The 14,241-nt window shown below is 60.9% G+C and carries 12 protein-coding genes; 9 read left to right on the top strand and 3 right to left on the bottom strand.

What is annotated here, in order from left to right; genetic code table 11:
- Position 1 precedes the first annotated feature (1 nt).
- Positions 2-892: an acyltransferase gene (locus FCS96_RS00730; protein ID WP_138439589.1), complete on the bottom strand. Its 891-nt coding sequence runs from the start codon at positions 890-892 to the stop codon at positions 2-4.
- Positions 893-1,088: 196 nt separating this feature from the next.
- Here FCS96_RS00730 and FCS96_RS00725 point away from each other — a divergent pair, with 196 nt between their 5' ends.
- Positions 1,089-2,240 (top strand): alpha/beta fold hydrolase, encoded by a 1,152-nt coding sequence (locus FCS96_RS00725; protein WP_138438339.1) that lies wholly within the window; start codon positions 1,089-1,091, stop codon positions 2,238-2,240.
- Positions 2,241-2,393: 153 nt separating this feature from the next.
- On the opposite strand, the gene FCS96_RS00720 is transcribed toward FCS96_RS00725, so the two are convergent.
- Positions 2,394-3,065, bottom strand: coding sequence for a haloacid dehalogenase type II (locus tag FCS96_RS00720; RefSeq protein ID WP_138438338.1), 672 nt, complete (start codon positions 3,063-3,065; stop codon positions 2,394-2,396).
- Between the two features lie 116 nt (positions 3,066-3,181).
- On the opposite strand from FCS96_RS00720, the gene FCS96_RS00715 reads away from it, so the two are divergent.
- From FCS96_RS00715 to FCS96_RS00700, 4 genes are all read left to right on the top strand, one after another.
- Complete coding sequence (locus FCS96_RS00715; protein ID WP_138438337.1) at positions 3,182-4,093, top strand: LysR family transcriptional regulator; 912 nt, start codon at positions 3,182-3,184, stop codon at positions 4,091-4,093.
- Between the two features lie 219 nt (positions 4,094-4,312).
- Positions 4,313-5,533 carry a multidrug effflux MFS transporter gene (locus FCS96_RS00710; RefSeq protein ID WP_138438336.1) on the top strand — a complete coding sequence of 407 codons (1,221 nt, stop codon included), beginning with the start codon at positions 4,313-4,315 and terminating at the stop codon, positions 5,531-5,533.
- 94 nt (positions 5,534-5,627) lie between these two features.
- The gene (gene tpx / locus FCS96_RS00705; RefSeq protein WP_138438335.1) at positions 5,628-6,125 is read left to right on the top strand and encodes a thiol peroxidase; all 498 of its coding nucleotides are present in this window, start codon (positions 5,628-5,630) and stop codon (positions 6,123-6,125) included.
- A gap of 268 nt (positions 6,126-6,393) precedes the next feature.
- Entirely contained in the window at positions 6,394-7,683 is a 1,290-nt protein-coding gene (locus FCS96_RS00700) for an MATE family efflux transporter (RefSeq protein WP_138439587.1), read from the top strand.
- On the opposite strand, the gene FCS96_RS00695 is transcribed toward FCS96_RS00700, so the two are convergent.
- Positions 7,669-8,094 carry a thioesterase family protein gene (locus FCS96_RS00695; RefSeq protein WP_138438334.1) on the bottom strand — a complete coding sequence of 142 codons (426 nt, stop codon included), beginning with the start codon at positions 8,092-8,094 and terminating at the stop codon, positions 7,669-7,671. The genes FCS96_RS00700 and FCS96_RS00695 overlap by 15 nt on opposite strands.
- A gap of 283 nt (positions 8,095-8,377) precedes the next feature.
- Here FCS96_RS00695 and FCS96_RS00690 point away from each other — a divergent pair, with 283 nt between their 5' ends.
- From FCS96_RS00690 to FCS96_RS00675, 4 genes are all read left to right on the top strand, one after another.
- The gene (locus tag FCS96_RS00690) at positions 8,378-10,009 is read left to right on the top strand and encodes an MBL fold metallo-hydrolase (RefSeq protein ID WP_138438333.1); all 1,632 of its coding nucleotides are present in this window, start codon (positions 8,378-8,380) and stop codon (positions 10,007-10,009) included.
- 79 nt (positions 10,010-10,088) lie between these two features.
- Positions 10,089-11,360 (top strand): cytochrome c, encoded by a 1,272-nt coding sequence (locus tag FCS96_RS00685; protein WP_138438332.1) that lies wholly within the window; start codon positions 10,089-10,091, stop codon positions 11,358-11,360.
- A 30-nt stretch (positions 11,361-11,390) separates the two neighbouring features.
- Positions 11,391-11,909 (top strand): (2Fe-2S)-binding protein, encoded by a 519-nt coding sequence (locus FCS96_RS00680; protein WP_138438331.1) that lies wholly within the window; start codon positions 11,391-11,393, stop codon positions 11,907-11,909.
- Complete coding sequence (locus FCS96_RS00675) at positions 11,902-14,208, top strand: xanthine dehydrogenase family protein molybdopterin-binding subunit (protein WP_138438330.1); 2,307 nt, start codon at positions 11,902-11,904, stop codon at positions 14,206-14,208. The genes FCS96_RS00680 and FCS96_RS00675 overlap by 8 nt, the downstream gene beginning before the upstream one ends.
- The last annotated feature ends 33 nt before the right edge of the window (positions 14,209-14,241 follow it).

Below are 14,241 nucleotides of genomic sequence, written 5' to 3'. Positions count from 1 at the left end.
ATCAACCCAGCATGCGCTCAAGCCGTTCGTCTTTGGCGCGCCATTGTTCCGCCAGCCAGTCTTTCACGTTCCTGCGATGCTCCGCGTCCGCTGAATAATCCCGGCCCTTGAGGTGATTCGGAATGGCGACCGTGTGGATCTCCATCCGGATATCCTTCACCCGTCCACAGATGAAATCCCAGAACGTGGGCGCGCCATCCGGATAGGCGATGGTCACATCCACCAGGGTCTCGATCGAATCCCCCATGGCATCCAGTACGAACGCGACTCCACCGGCTTTCGGCACCAGCAGGTGCTGGTACGGAGATTTCTGCTTGTCGTGCTTGGCCTGGGTAAAACGAGTGCCCTCGACGAAGTTCATCACACTGACCGGAGTATGCTGGAACTTCTCGCAAGCGATGCGGGTAGCTTTCAGATCCTCACCCCGCTTTTCCGGATGCTTGATCAGGTATTCCCGGGTGTAGCGCTTCATGAACGGGAAATCCAGACCCCACCAGGCCAAGCCAATCACTGGCACCCAGATCAATTGCTGCTTCAGGAAGAACTTCAGGAACGGCGCCCGGCGGTTAAATACCCGCTGCATGGCCAGGATATCGACCCAGCTCTGGTGATTACTGAGCACCAGGTACCAGCTTTCCCTTTCCAGCTCTTCGGCGCCTTTGACGTCCCAGCGGGTGCCATGAGTCAACTTCATCCAGGCGCCATTACAGGCGACCCACGCCTCGGCAATGGCAATAATCAACTTGGTGCAGTGCACCCGGAAGCCCTTGTGCGGAACCACCAGCTTCAGCACCGCCGGAATGTAGAGCAGGATGCACCAGAACAGGGTGTTGATTCCTAGCAGGATGGAATTGATAACGCCGATAACGGGAGCAGGTAGGAAACTGAGCATGCAATTCCTGTTGTGATTGTCGTCAAAATGACTGGCAATGATAACAACCAGCAGACAACTTGGGCAGTGGCCGAAAGTGACCACCTTGCCCGCGGGGTTGGACGGATCTGCCATAGCCGCAGTTGGCCCGGTGCCTTATCGTGAACCCAGACTGCGGATCACTCTGATACTGATACCACACGTGATGGAAACACCCATGCCAAACCTGCTCAAAGCCGCCACCGCCAAAGCCGCGGGGCTGACCCGGCAAACCGCCCTCTATGCCGGCAACGCCTTCGATCGGGTATTCCGAGCCGCCAGCCTGGTGCAAGCCGGACAGACGCCGTTCGAAACCCTGCACAGTGACGGTTTGGTCAGCCTGCGTTACTACCCTCCACTGGCCGAAGCCTTCATCGAGCTGGACGACACCGTGATCCCGGTGGAGCAGCAAAGCCACCGCACGCCCATCGTCGTCATCCCGCCGCTGGCGGTGAACATGCTGATCTACGACCTGTTCCCCCAGCGCAGCCTGGTGCGCTTCCTGCGGGCCAAGGGCTTTGAGGTGTACCTGATTGACTGGGGCGTGCCGACCCGGGCTCACAGCCACTACAACCTGCACACCTACGTGGCGGAACTGCTGCCGGCATCTTTGAACCGGGTACGCCAACACAGCGGCGAACAGGAACTGACGCTGCACGGCTGGAGCCTGGGCGGCATGTTCACCCTGTTCTACTCGGCACTCAGTAAAGACCAGCACGTCCGCAACGCCGTCGTAGTGGGCTCGCCCATCGACAGCCACGCCTCCGGGCTCATGGGGCTGTTATACCAGGGAGTATCCGGCGCGTCGGATTTTGTCCAGCGCCGAACCGGCTTCAAACTTCACGATCTCAAGCCAGACTGGTTTCACAGCCCTGGCTGGGCCAACACCATTGGCTTCAAACTGACCAACCCAATCGGCAGTTTCAAGGGTTACTGGGAATTACTGGCAAAACTCGGCGACCGGGAATTCGTGGCAGACCACGCCACCACCTCGGCCTTCCTGGACCGGATGGTGGCCTATCCGGGGGGAATCGTGCAGGACGCGGTGGTGCGCCTGTTAATCACTAACCAGCCATCACGGGGAAAAATACAGATTGGCCAAGATGTGGCCCGACTGGAAAACGTCACCGCCAGCGTCTTTGCCATCGCCGGGGAAACCGACACCCTGGCAATGCCCGACGCGGTGGCCAAGATCCAGCAGCACATCCGCTCAGTCGACGTCACCTTCCGCGTCGTACCCGGTGGCCACATGGGTATTCTGGCGGGCAGCAAGGCGCCAAAGGCGAGCTGGTTGGAATTGGCGGAGTGGCTGGCGGAACGATCGAACTAACAGCGCGAAAGGACGGCAATAACGGCACTTCGCGAGGGCGCCGAGTGGATGTTTTCAAAACTGTGCGGAGCCATGGATGGCGGAGCTCAAGCGCCACAGGGATGTGCTTGAGCGGGTTTTGAAAACATCCGCTTGGTGACCTCACCTCCGAAGTCAGAGATTGGCCAAGGTGTCCGGCAGCTCACTCAAAGAACCAATCACCGCCGAAGGCTCAATCCCCCAATCCTCAAACACCTTCTCGGAATCCCGCTTCACCCAAACCGCCAACAACCCAGCCGCCCGGGCCCCAATCACATCCCAGGCATTACTGGACACCAGGCACAGCGGCTCATCCCAGGCCCCGGTCTTGCGGCGGGCATAGGCATACACCGCCGGGTCGGGTTTGAAACTCTTCAGGTCATCCACCGACACCAGTCCCTCAAACTGCTCCAGCAAATCGTTGTAGCCCAACACCTTCTCCAGCGCCGGATAACTGCCGTTGGAAAAGGCAAACAGCGGGTACTGGCCTTTCAGGGCTTTCAATGCCGGCAGGGAATCGTCAAACGCCGGCAGCGACAGGTAGGCCGTCATCAACTCGTCCTCACGCTCAGACGATAACGGCAACTTGTGGGTGGCCATGGCAAATCGCAGCGCCTGCCGGGTACAGACACCAAAATCCTCATACACCCGCATCAGGCCCTTACGAAAGGAGAACTCCAACTGCTTCTCCCGCCACAGCGCAGCGACCGCCCCGGCACTGTCGCCGGCATCCTGTTGCAGCAAGTCGGACATACCCATTGGATCGACCAGGGTGCCGTATACATCAAATGCCAGTCGCATAGTCATCTTGAAATCCCCTTAAAAAGCTCCGAATTTGAACAATCATTCAACCCTACCAGATAACCCGTACGCCTGCCCCAACCCATGGATTACCGGGATGACACTGGAGTAAACTGCCATTCATGAACCCCGTTGATACATTCAATCTCGATATCCGAGCCCTCAGCACCTTCGTCGCCGTCCTCGACGAAGGCAGCGTTTCCCGCGCTGCGGTGAAACTGGGCGTCAGCCAGTCTGCGGTCAGCCACACCCTGGACCGCCTGCGCCAGGCCCTGGGCGACCCGCTGTTCGTCAAATCCGGGCGCGGCATTGCGCCCACCCGCTACGCCTTGCAGGCTGGGCCGCATATACGCCAGATCCTGGACGACCTGCATTCGCTGTCCTCCGGTCCACCGTTTACCCCGGCCACAGCCGAGTTCACCTTTACCATTGCCGCCAACGACTACCAGCGCGACCTGCTGCTACCACCCTTGGTTGCCGCTCTGCGCCGGGAGGCTCCGGGCATCCGGCTGCAAGTCATCCCCTCCGGCATTCCCAATGCCGACATGCTGCGCAAAGACGTGTGCGACCTGATCATCTCACCCCACGCACCGGAAGCCACCGACATCATGCAGCGCGGGTTGATGGCTGACCGCATGGTGGTGTTCTACGACCCGAAGCAGCGGGCCGCACCCAAGGATCTCCCTGAGTATCTCAAGGCCGACCACATTGCCCTGCTGTTTGCCTCGGGCGAAAAGCCTGGCCTGGAAACCTCGCTCTCGGCCCGCGGCCTGACCCGCCGCACCCTGGTGACCGTATCCAACTTCTCCGGCCTGCCCGAGTTCCTGCGCGGCACCGACATGCTGGCCACCGCCCCGGAGCTGATGAGCAAGCACCTGCTCCGGGACTTCGCCTGGATTCCGCTACCCTTTGATTTCAAACCCTTTACGCTGCTGATGCTGTGGCACCGCCGGAACCAGAACGACCCGGCCCACCGCTGGCTACGAAACCAGGTGAACAGCGTCGCCGCTACCATGAACGGCCTCAATCCGTAATCAATCGATATTGTTCATATATCGTATGAAGCCTGCGGCCGTTATCTTTTCGCTCCCTCGCCCCTAGACTCCCAATCCTCAGTCCGTCGGCGCGGCTGGGTAGAGCTTTCCGAAACCCGCTCAAGCACGTCCATGTGGCGCTTGAGCTCCGCCATCCATGGCTCCGCACAGTTTCGGAAAGCTCTACCCAGCCGCGCCTTCTCTAACTTTAGGATTTGCATGCTCACGTTAACCAGTGTCTGGACAACCATTTTGCTAGCGGCCGCCGTAGCCCTCGGCCCGCTCGCGACCGATATGTATCTGCCGGCACTGCCGCAGATCGGGCGCGATTTTGGCTCCGGCACGGATCAGGTTCAGCTGACCCTGAGTCTTTACATGGCAGGCTTTGCCGTCGCTCAGCTGATCTGCGGCCCGCTCGCCGACCGCTTTGGTCGCAAACCGATCATGATTGGCGGCTTCATCCTGTTCGCCATCGCCAGCGCTGGCTGCGCCCTAGCCACCAACATCGAAACCCTGATTCTGTGCCGTGTTCTTCAAGCTCTGGGTGGCTCCGCAGGACCGGTACTGGGCCGGGCCGCCATCCGGGATATCTACACACCGCGCGAAGCCGCCAAGATCCTCGCCATCCTGGCTAGCATCATGGCTCTGGCGCCGGCCATCGCCCCCACCATCGGCGGTGTACTGGTCGCCAGTTTAGGCTGGTCGGCAATCTTTCTGGCACTGGGCGCTTACGCCATGGTTATGGCAGTGGTGGTGGCCTTCGGTATTCCCGAACCCATGCGCCCGGAATACCGCCAGCCGTTGCGGCTGTGCAGCCTGCTGCGCAACTATCGCAGCATTGGCACCGACATCAGCTTTCTTGGCTACACCCTGACCAACGCGCTGATCTTCTCAGGCCTGTTCGCGTTCCTGTCTGGTTCCTCGTTCGTATTGATCGACTTCCTGGGCGTGGCGCCGGAACACTTTGGTCTGTTCTTCGCCTGCATGGTGGTGGGTTATGTCACCGGTAACCTGACTGCCATCCGCCTGGGCAGCAAGCTACTGCCGGACCAGATCTTGGTGCGGGGGCTGATTATTGCGGTTGCTGGTGGTGGTCTGATGGCGGCCCTGGCACTCGGCGGCGTGTACAACGTTTGGGCGGTGATCCTGCCGCAGACCCTGTTCATGGTCGGCACCGGTATGGTGTTGCCCCAGACCATGGCCGGGGCGCTGGCCAACTTCCCGCGCATGGCCGGCTCAGCATCGGCATTATTCGGATTCGGGCAAATGGCGGTGGCCGCCGTGGCCGGCATCTTGGTAGGCCACTTGCACGATGGTACCTCGGTGGTCATGGCGGTGATTATTGCCACCTGCGCCTGTGCCGCCCTCGCCAGTTACCTGCTGCTGGTGCAGCGACATCCGGCGCCGGGCTTCGAACCCCAAAGCGCCTCAGCCCAGTAATTGCTTTCGTATCGGGTGCAAGATAGTCCAAACTAAACTAAAAAGAGTAAATTGAATCAGTTGATTCTCATACACCCGTTAACAAGGAACCCCCATGAGCAAGGTTAATCTCGACGGCAACCCCATCGAACTGAGCGGCAGCTTCCCGAAAGTCGGTGACAACGCGCAACCGTTCACTCTGACCAACAGCGGTCTGGAAGAAGTAAAGCTGGATCACTGGGCCGGCAAGCGCAAAATCCTGAACATCATTCCCAGCATCGATACCGGTGTCTGTGCGGCATCCACCCGCAAGTTCAATGAAAAGGCCAGCAACCTCGACAACACCGTTGTCCTGGTCATCTCTGCAGACTTACCGTTCGCGGCCGCCCGCTTCTGCGGCGCCGAAGGCCTGAAAGACGTCATCACCCTGTCCACTTTCCGCAACTACAGCTTCCAGCAGGACTACGGCGTCGCCATCCAGGATGGCCCGTTGGCCGGTCTGTGTGCCCGCGCGGTGGTCGTTCTGGACGAGCAGGACAAGGTTATCCACAGCCAATTGGTCGACGAAATCAAAGACGAGCCGGACTACGAGGCTGCCTTGAAGGCGCTATAAAGGCTTAAAGAAACAGGCGTACAGCACGAAGTGCGCCCGCCTGCGGAGCGAAGCTGCCCGCACAGACTGTGCATTGCCAGGGATGGCAATGCCAAGCCCCCATGGATGGGTTTACGGCGTGTCTGTGTGGGCAGCTTCGCTTCGCGGGCAGCCACCGAAATGCGAAGGCAAACCTGTTAGACTCCCCCTCCTATTTCAACCAAGACCCTTACCTCAACCTGTGAATAAACCACCCGAGTCCGCCAGCCTGCCCCGCCAGCTCTTCACCATGACCTGGCCCATGCTGTTTGGCGTGCTCTCGCTGATGACCTTCCAGCTCGCCGACAGTGCCTTTATCGGCCAACTGGGCCGCGACCCGCTAGCGGCGCTGGGTTTTACCCTGCCCATGCAGCAACTGATCATTGGCCTGCAGGTGGGCCTGGGCATTGCCACCACGGCGATTATTTCCCGCACCCTGGGTGCCGGTGACGAGCTCCGAGCGTATCGGCTTGGCGGGCTGGTGATTACCGTCGGCGGCAGCCTGGTGTTTGTGCTCTGTATCGGCCTGTGGTTGCTGCAAAGCCAGATCATGACCTGGCTCGGCGCGGAGGAATCGCTACTGCCGATGATCCGTAGCTATTGGCTACCGTGGCTGATTGCCGCCTGGACTGGTGCGGCGCTCTATTTCGGCTACAGTGTCTGCCGCTCCCACGGCGACACCAAGCTGCCGGGCTATTTGATGGTCGCCACCAGTCTTCTCAACATTGCCCTGGATCCGCTGTACATCTTCGTGTTCGGCTGGGGGCTGCCCGGCGCAGCCTGGGCAACGGTGACCTCCTTCGGTATTGGTTGCCTGGTCATTTATCCCAAGCTGCTGAAGCGGCACTGGGCCCGATTTGATCTGGGCCAGCTCGCCCTTGGCCAGGCCCTGAAACAACTCAACAACATCATGGCGCCAGCCATGGTCAGTCAGCTGATGCCGGCGGCCTCCGCCATGCTGGCCACGGCCCTGGTGGCCGGCTTTGGTTCCGCCGCGGTCGCCGCCTGGGGCCTGGGCACGCGCCTGGAGTTTTTCTCAATTGTGGTGGTGCTGGCACTGACCATGTCGATGCCGCCGATGATTGGCCGCCTTCTGGGTGCCGGTGACATTGAGCAGATCCGCAAACTGGTCAGAATCGGGGTTCGGTTTGTGGTGGTCTGGCAATTGGCCATCGGCCTGCTCTGGCTAGCCGCGTCCGGTTTGGTGTCGGATGTGTTCACCAGCGACGCCAACGTGCAGGAGGTTCTGGCCGGCTATCTTGTTCGGGTGCCTCTGAGTTACAGCGGGCTCGGGGTGTGTATGCTGATGGTGTCGGTGTGTAACGCGCTGGGGCTGGCCATGCGTGCCCTGCTGGTCGCCACCCTTCGCCTGTTTCTGTGTTTCTTGCCGCTGCTCTGGCTGGGCAGTCAGCTCAACGGCATCTACGGCCTGATGAGTGGCGCCTTGGTGGGCAATCTGTTTGCCGGCGCCATGGCCTATGCGTTCTACCGGGCCGGCATGACCAAGCTGCGCACTGCGCCGGCATCAGCCAAAGCGTGAGCGGAAGCTCTCGGGCATCGGTTCTACCGCTTTGCGCTGGTAGTTGAAGAAGACAAATCCGTACTTGGCCAGCGCTACCGGCTGGCCGCTTTCGGCCTTGGTCACCCGAAACACGAAATCCCCGCCGTATTTGTTGAAGTCCATCAGGCCCACCTCGAACCGCAGCATCTCCGGGAAGAAGGATTCTGACTGGTACATGGTGGCCAGGTCGGTGACGATGATACCCACGCCATTCTGGTCGGCTTCCTGGACGCCATAGCTCACCAAAAACTGGGCACGGGCCTCGGACAGCATGGAGATCAGCGCGTCATTGCCCAGGTGGTTTGCGCCATTGATGTCGGTGATGCGAACCGGCATGTTGGTCTCGAAGCAGAAGACGTCGTCCGGGAAAGCGAGTTTGATGCGGGCCACGGGGTGTACCTGTCTGGCTGGAGGTTCGTTGGGAAGCGGGCATGATACGCGTTTGCTCGGCGCTGTTCATCTGGCGGTTGTTTCCGCTATCTTGCTAGTTATTCCATGCGCATCTCGCTCTGGCGTATTGGACATTGGATTGGGCTTGCCAAAACCCGCTCAAGCACATCCCTGTGGCGCTTGAGCTTCGCCATCCATGGCTACGCACAGTTTTGGCAAGCCCAATCCAATGCCCTCGCTAACCTGCTGCGCGCATCCTCTTTAACCTGACCTCGGAAAGTTTATGGATATTCGCCCTGCTGCCACTCTGGTTCTCACCCGCGACACCGACAACGGTGTGGAAGTACTGCTGCTCCAGCGCACCTGGGATGCGGTGTTTCTTCCGGGCTATTTCGTGTTTCCCGGTGGCGCCGTGGACCAGCAGGAGACGAAGGCGCGTAAACATGCACAGGGGCCGGACGATGCCAGTATCAGCCAGACCATGAGCCTGGACGAGGGCGGCGCGGACTATATGCTGGCCGCGGTGCGGGAATGTTTTGAAGAAGCCGGCATTCTGGTGGCGGTGGATAACGATGGCCAGGTCATTGGTGGCGATCATGCCGTGCACGGGGACCGCGAAGCGGTGTTCAAGGGCGAGCTGAGCTTGGCGGATTTGTGCCATCGCCACGGGCTGACCATTCCGCTGGATCGGCTGGCTTACCTCAGTCACTGGACCACCCCGCCGGGGCCACCGCGGCGGTTTGATACCCGATTCTTTGTAACCACTGCGCCGGCGGGCCAGCGGGCCAGTCATGATGGCGTCGAGACCATTGATCATCTGTGGATCAATCCGGCCCAGGCCCTTGGAGACCATCGCAGTGGCGAGCGGATGCTGGGGCTGCCCACCATTCGCACCTTGCGGGTGCTGAGTGAGTTCGAATCCACCGAAGCGCTGATGCGCTATGCCGACGCCAATCCGCCGGAGGCCTTCCCGACCGACCCCTGGCCGGCCCAGAAGAAAGGCAGACCGGTGACACTGGAGCCCGGGGCACCGGCATACGATGAGGCCGCCGAGCTTGATCCGGAGGGCGAAGGCAGCACACTGGCGGAGATCATTCCCGGGCAACCGGTGGAGATCGCTGCCGGAGTGGTGCGACTGACCGCGCCCAACCCCGGCATGATGACCGGGCCTGGCACCAACACGTATCTGCTCGGCCACGAGCGTTTTACGGTTCTGGATCCGGGCCCGAATAACGACGCCCACATTGAGCGCATCCTGGAACTCACCGGCGGGATTATCGATCAGGTGGTTGTCACCCACACCCATCAGGACCATTCACCGGCAACCAAAACGCTGAAGGCGAAAACTGGCTGTCGCGTACTTGGTATCTCGGCCCCCGAGGGCGCTGCCCAGGATCAGACCTTTGCCCCCGATGACGAGCCGGAACACGGCGATATGATCGTGACCGAAGCCGGCATCCTGAAATGCCTGAAGACACCAGGGCACGCCTCCAATCACCTGTGCTTTTTGTTGGCAGGCCCCGATATGTTATTTTCCGGCGACCACATCATGCAGGGTTCAACCGTGGTGATTAACCCACCCGATGGCGATATGAAGGCCTATCTCGAATCGCTGTACGATCTGCTTGGTGAATCCGTTCGTATCATCGCTCCGGCTCATGGTTTTCTCATGGCGCATCCGGAAGCGGTGATCGACTACCTGATCACCCATCGTCTGGCCAGGGAACACAAGGTGTTCCGAGCGCTCTCCGACCAGGAGGCCCGCTCCCTGAAGGCACTGACTGCCAGAGCCTATGACGATGTTCCCGAAGCCCTGCACGGGCTTGCGGCCCGATCCGCGTTGGCCCACCTGCTGAAACTGCAGACTGACGGACGGGCCCGCCAACAGGCTGATCAACACTGGCGTGCCATTTGACCGCCCGCGGTTTGCCGGTTTGACCAAAGCCTACTAGCGTTACACGGAAGGAAATTCACCGCACAAACTGGATACGCTCGTGATCAAAAAAATTCTGTCAGGCCTCATTGTTATCGCCGTCGTCGTCGCCTTCCTGATTGTCTGGAAGCCCGCCATTGATGAAATTGACCGACCCAGCGCTGACTCTTTCAATCAGGAGCAGATCGCCAAGGGCAAGGTGCTGGCGGGACTCGGCAACTGCGCCTCGTGCCATACCAGCGATCCATCAAAACCACTGGCCGGCGGTGTGGATTTCCCCACCCCCTTCGGCACCCTGTACTCCACCAACATCAGCCCGCACCCGGAACAGGGCATCGGCACCTGGTCCGAGGAAGCTTTTCTCCGGGCCATGCGCGAGGGGGTTTCCCGGGATGGCTCGCACCTGTATCCGGCCTTTCCGTACACCCATTTCACCAAGGTCACCGACGAAGACCTGTCGGCGCTGTACGCCTACGTTATGAGTCGAGAAGCGGTGGACCACCAGGGACCGAAAAACCAGCTCGATTTCCCGTTCAACCTGCGCATGCTGCAGGCCGGCTGGAAAACCCTGTTCTTCGATGGCGACCGTTTTCAGGCCGACGACAGCAAGGGTGACGCCTGGAACCGGGGTGCCTACATCGCCGAGGGCCTTGGCCACTGTACCGCCTGCCATTCGCCCCGGAATGCCTTCGGCGCGGAAATCGCGGATGAAACCTACAACGGTGCGGTTGTGGATAACTGGTATGCACCGGCACTCAACACCACCCACGCGGCCCCCGTACCCTGGACCGAAGACGAGCTGTTTCAGTACCTCCGCGCCGGCGGCTCCAAATGGCACGGCATTGCTGCGGGCTCCATGGCGAGCGTAGTACACAAGGGCCTGATTGAGGCGCCGGACGACGATATCCGGGCGCTGGCGATGTATTTCCAGGACCTCACCGGTGCCGAGGACAACGCCAAGGCCGCCGAAGTGGCTGCCGGTCATGTCAGCCAGGCCCAGGGTATGGCCGACCCCGCCACCCGCACTGGCGAAGAGATCTTTTCGGCCGCCTGCGCCTCCTGCCACTACAATGCGCCATCCTCACTCAAGGCGGCTCGTCCGGACCTGAGCCTTAACAGTGCGGTGACGGCACCAGATCCGGTCAATCTGCTGCGCATCACCCTGCACGGTATTGATGAGCCCACCGGCCTGCGCGGGCTTGCCATGCCCGGCTTTGGCCCCGGCCTGAGTGATGCCGACCTGATCGCGCTGGCCCGTTACCTGAGACAAAGCTCAGGTCAGCCCCCATGGAAGAATCTGGAGCAACACGTTCAGGATGCTCGTCAGCTCTGAGGGCCAACACATGTTTCAAGGAGATAGCCAATGACTATCCAGTTCCAACTCAACGGCGAGGCCATGAGCCTCGACGTGCCCGAAGATACCCCGTTGCTCTGGGCAATTCGCGATCACGCCGGCCTGACCGGAACCAAATTCGGCTGCGGCATTGGCATGTGTGGCGCCTGTACTGTGCATCTGAACGGTCGCGCGACTCGTTCCTGTATCACCACGATGGGCAGTGTTTCCGGCCAGCAGATCACCACCATCGAAGGCCTGGACCAGGACGGCGAGCACCCGCTGCAACAAGCCTGGGTGGATGCCCAGGCACCCCAGTGCGGTTATTGCCAGTCCGGGCAGATCATGCAGGCCGCCACCCTACTTCAGGACTTCCCAAAGCCCACCGACGAGCAGATCAATCAGGTCATGAGTGGCAACTTGTGCCGCTGTATGGCTTATGTCCGAATTCGCAAAGCGATTCACCTGGCCGCTGGGTCCAGCGACAGCAGCAGCGCCGGTTCGCCCCAGTTCTACGAGCCCGGCCAGGAGGAGATGAGCAATGCGTAAGTTCGCCAAATACCTCGCCAACTCAGCCACCGAGCAGGCATCGGACACGCCCAGACTGAGCCGCCGGGGCTTTCTGATCGGTGCCGCCGGGGCCGGTCTGACCATGGCCTTTGCCAGCTCGGGCATTCCCGTTGCCAGTGCCGCCAAAAGCATTTCCGAGGGCGCCTTTGAGCCCACCATCTGGTTTCAGGTGCGCCCGGACGGCCGGGTCATCGTCAACATCGTGGAAGCGGAAATGGGCCAGCATGTCGGTACAGCGCTGGCGCGCATTGTTGCCGATGAACTGGAAGCTGACTGGAACGACGTCGAACTGCACTATGTCGACAGCGACCCGAAATGGGGCCTGATGGTCACCGGCGGCAGCTGGTCGGTGTGGGAAAACTTCGACAAGCTCAGCCGCGCCGGTGCGGCTGGCCGGACTGCCTTGATTGAGGAAGGCGCCAAGTTGATGGGCGTTTCAGCCGGGCAATGCCAGGCCCGGGGCAGTCAGGTGATTGCCGGTGACCGTGCCATCAGTTATGCCGATATTGTCCGCGATGGCAACATTGATCGCAGTTTCAGCGAAGAAGAGCTGAAGGCCATGCCGATCAAGCCGCCGCAAGAGCGTCGCCTGATCGGTGAGGAAAGCAAGGCACTGGATATTCCGGATAAAACCGACGGTACCGCGCTCTACGGCCTGGATGCCACGGTTGAAGGCATGGTGTACGGTCGCCCGCTGGTGCCACCGACCCGCTACGGCACCGGCATCAACTCGGTGGACGACAGCAAGGCCAAGTCGATTCCCGGTTATCAGCAAACCCTGGTTCTGGATGACGCCTCCGGCACGGTACCGGGTTGGGCCGTGGTGATCGCCGACTCGGTGCACGCCGCCAACGCCGCCGCCGAGGTGATCAAAGTGGACTGGGCCGCCGGCAAGACCGCCGATGTGAGCGAACAGCAAATTTTGGACGAAGGCCGGCGCCTGATCGACGACGCCAGCACCGGCGCCCTGGTGGTTAACGAGGACGGTGTCGACAACGCCTTCAGCTCCGCCGATTCCGTGCTGGAGCAGGAGTACGTCACCCACAGTGTGCTGCACTTCCAGCTGGAGCCGGTGAACGCCCTGGCCTTCCAGAAAGACGGCCGCTGGGAGATCCACACCGGCAATCAGTGGCAGTCACTGATTCTGCCCACCCTGGCCAAGGCCCTGGGTGAGAAAGAAGACAACATCGTCATGCGCACCTACCTGCTGGGGGGCGGCTTTGGTCGCCGGCTCAACGGCGACTACTGCGTGCCCGCGGCCCTGGCCGCAAAACAGTTAGGCAAGCCGGTGAAGCTGGTGCTCACCCGCGAAGACGACTCTCGCTTCGATTCGATCCGCTCACCCTCGGTGCAGAAACTGCGCATGGCCTTTGACAGCAATGGTCAGGTTCTCGGTATGGAGCATCACGCCACCGCCGGCTGGCCAACCAAGGCGATGGCGCCATTTTTCATGCCCAAGGGCGAAAATGGCGAGAAGTTCGACCCGTTCTCCATTCACGGGGCCGCGCACTGGTACTCCCTGGGCGCCCACCGTCTGCGCGCCATTTCCAACGAACTGGCCAGTGACACCTTCCGTCCCGGCTGGTTGCGCTCGGTCGGCTCCGGCTGGGTGAACTGGGCGCTGGAAAGCTTTATCGACGAGGCGGCACGGAAAACCGGCGAGGATGCCATCGAGTTCCGACTCAGCCGGCTGAAGGCCGAGGGCAAGAACGCCGGCTCCGCACCCAACTCCGTCGGCGGCGCCAACCGTCAGGCCACGGTGTTGAAGCGGGTTCGAGAGATCTCGGACTGGGGTAAGGACATGCCTGCCGACACCGGGCTTGGGGTGGCCACCACCTACGGCCAGGAACGCAACATGCCAACCTGGACCGCCTGTGTGGCCCGGGTACACGTCAATCGCGACAGCGGCAAGGTAACCCTGCAGAAGCTGACACTGGTGACTGATGCCGGCACCATCGTCCATCCGGACGGAGCCCTGGCTCAGGTTGAGGGTGCAGCACTTTGGGGAGCCAGCATGGCGCTGCATGAGGGTACGGAGATTGAGCAGGGCGAGGTGCGCGACACCAACCTGAACACCTACACGCCCATGCGTATGCGCGATGTACCCGAGATCCAAGCCGAGTTCATCAAGAGCACCGAAACCGCGGTCGGTCTCGGCGAACCAGCAACCACGGTGGTCGGGCCCGCGATTGGCAATGCCATCTTTGCTGCCGCAGGTGTGCGTATGCGCACCATACCGATTCGGCCGGAAGACATCCTGGCCGCACTCAAGGCCTGATCGAACCTCTTTCCTGGCAGCCGAAGCCCTGTT

Source organism: Marinobacter alexandrii (assembly GCF_005871205.1).
Taxonomy (GTDB): Bacteria; Pseudomonadota; Gammaproteobacteria; order Pseudomonadales; family Oleiphilaceae; genus Marinobacter; species Marinobacter alexandrii.
The sequence above is the reverse complement of the archived record's forward strand: the minus strand, read 5'-3'. Positions and strand labels throughout refer to the sequence as shown.

Bases quoted from the DNA above. Each gene is read 5' to 3' on its own strand.
- FCS96_RS00675 (WP_138438330.1), top strand. From the start codon at position 11,902: ATGCGTAAGTTCGCCAAATACCTCGCCAACTCAGCCACCGAGCAGGCA.
- FCS96_RS00680 (WP_138438331.1), top strand. From the start codon at position 11,391: ATGACTATCCAGTTCCAACTCAACGGCGAGGCCATGAGCCTCGACGTG.
- FCS96_RS00690 (WP_138438333.1), top strand. From the start codon at position 8,378: ATGGATATTCGCCCTGCTGCCACTCTGGTTCTCACCCGCGACACCGAC.
- tpx (WP_138438335.1), top strand. From the start codon at position 5,628: ATGAGCAAGGTTAATCTCGACGGCAACCCCATCGAACTGAGCGGCAGC.
- FCS96_RS00700 (WP_138439587.1), top strand. From the start codon at position 6,394: ATGACCTGGCCCATGCTGTTTGGCGTGCTCTCGCTGATGACCTTCCAG.
- FCS96_RS00710 (WP_138438336.1), top strand. From the start codon at position 4,313: ATGCTCACGTTAACCAGTGTCTGGACAACCATTTTGCTAGCGGCCGCC.
- FCS96_RS00725 (WP_138438339.1), top strand. From the start codon at position 1,089: ATGCCAAACCTGCTCAAAGCCGCCACCGCCAAAGCCGCGGGGCTGACC.
- FCS96_RS00730 (WP_138439589.1), bottom strand. From the start codon at position 892: ATGCTCAGTTTCCTACCTGCTCCCGTTATCGGCGTTATCAATTCCATC.
- FCS96_RS00715 (WP_138438337.1), top strand. From the start codon at position 3,182: ATGAACCCCGTTGATACATTCAATCTCGATATCCGAGCCCTCAGCACC.
- FCS96_RS00720 (WP_138438338.1), bottom strand. From the start codon at position 3,065: ATGACTATGCGACTGGCATTTGATGTATACGGCACCCTGGTCGATCCA.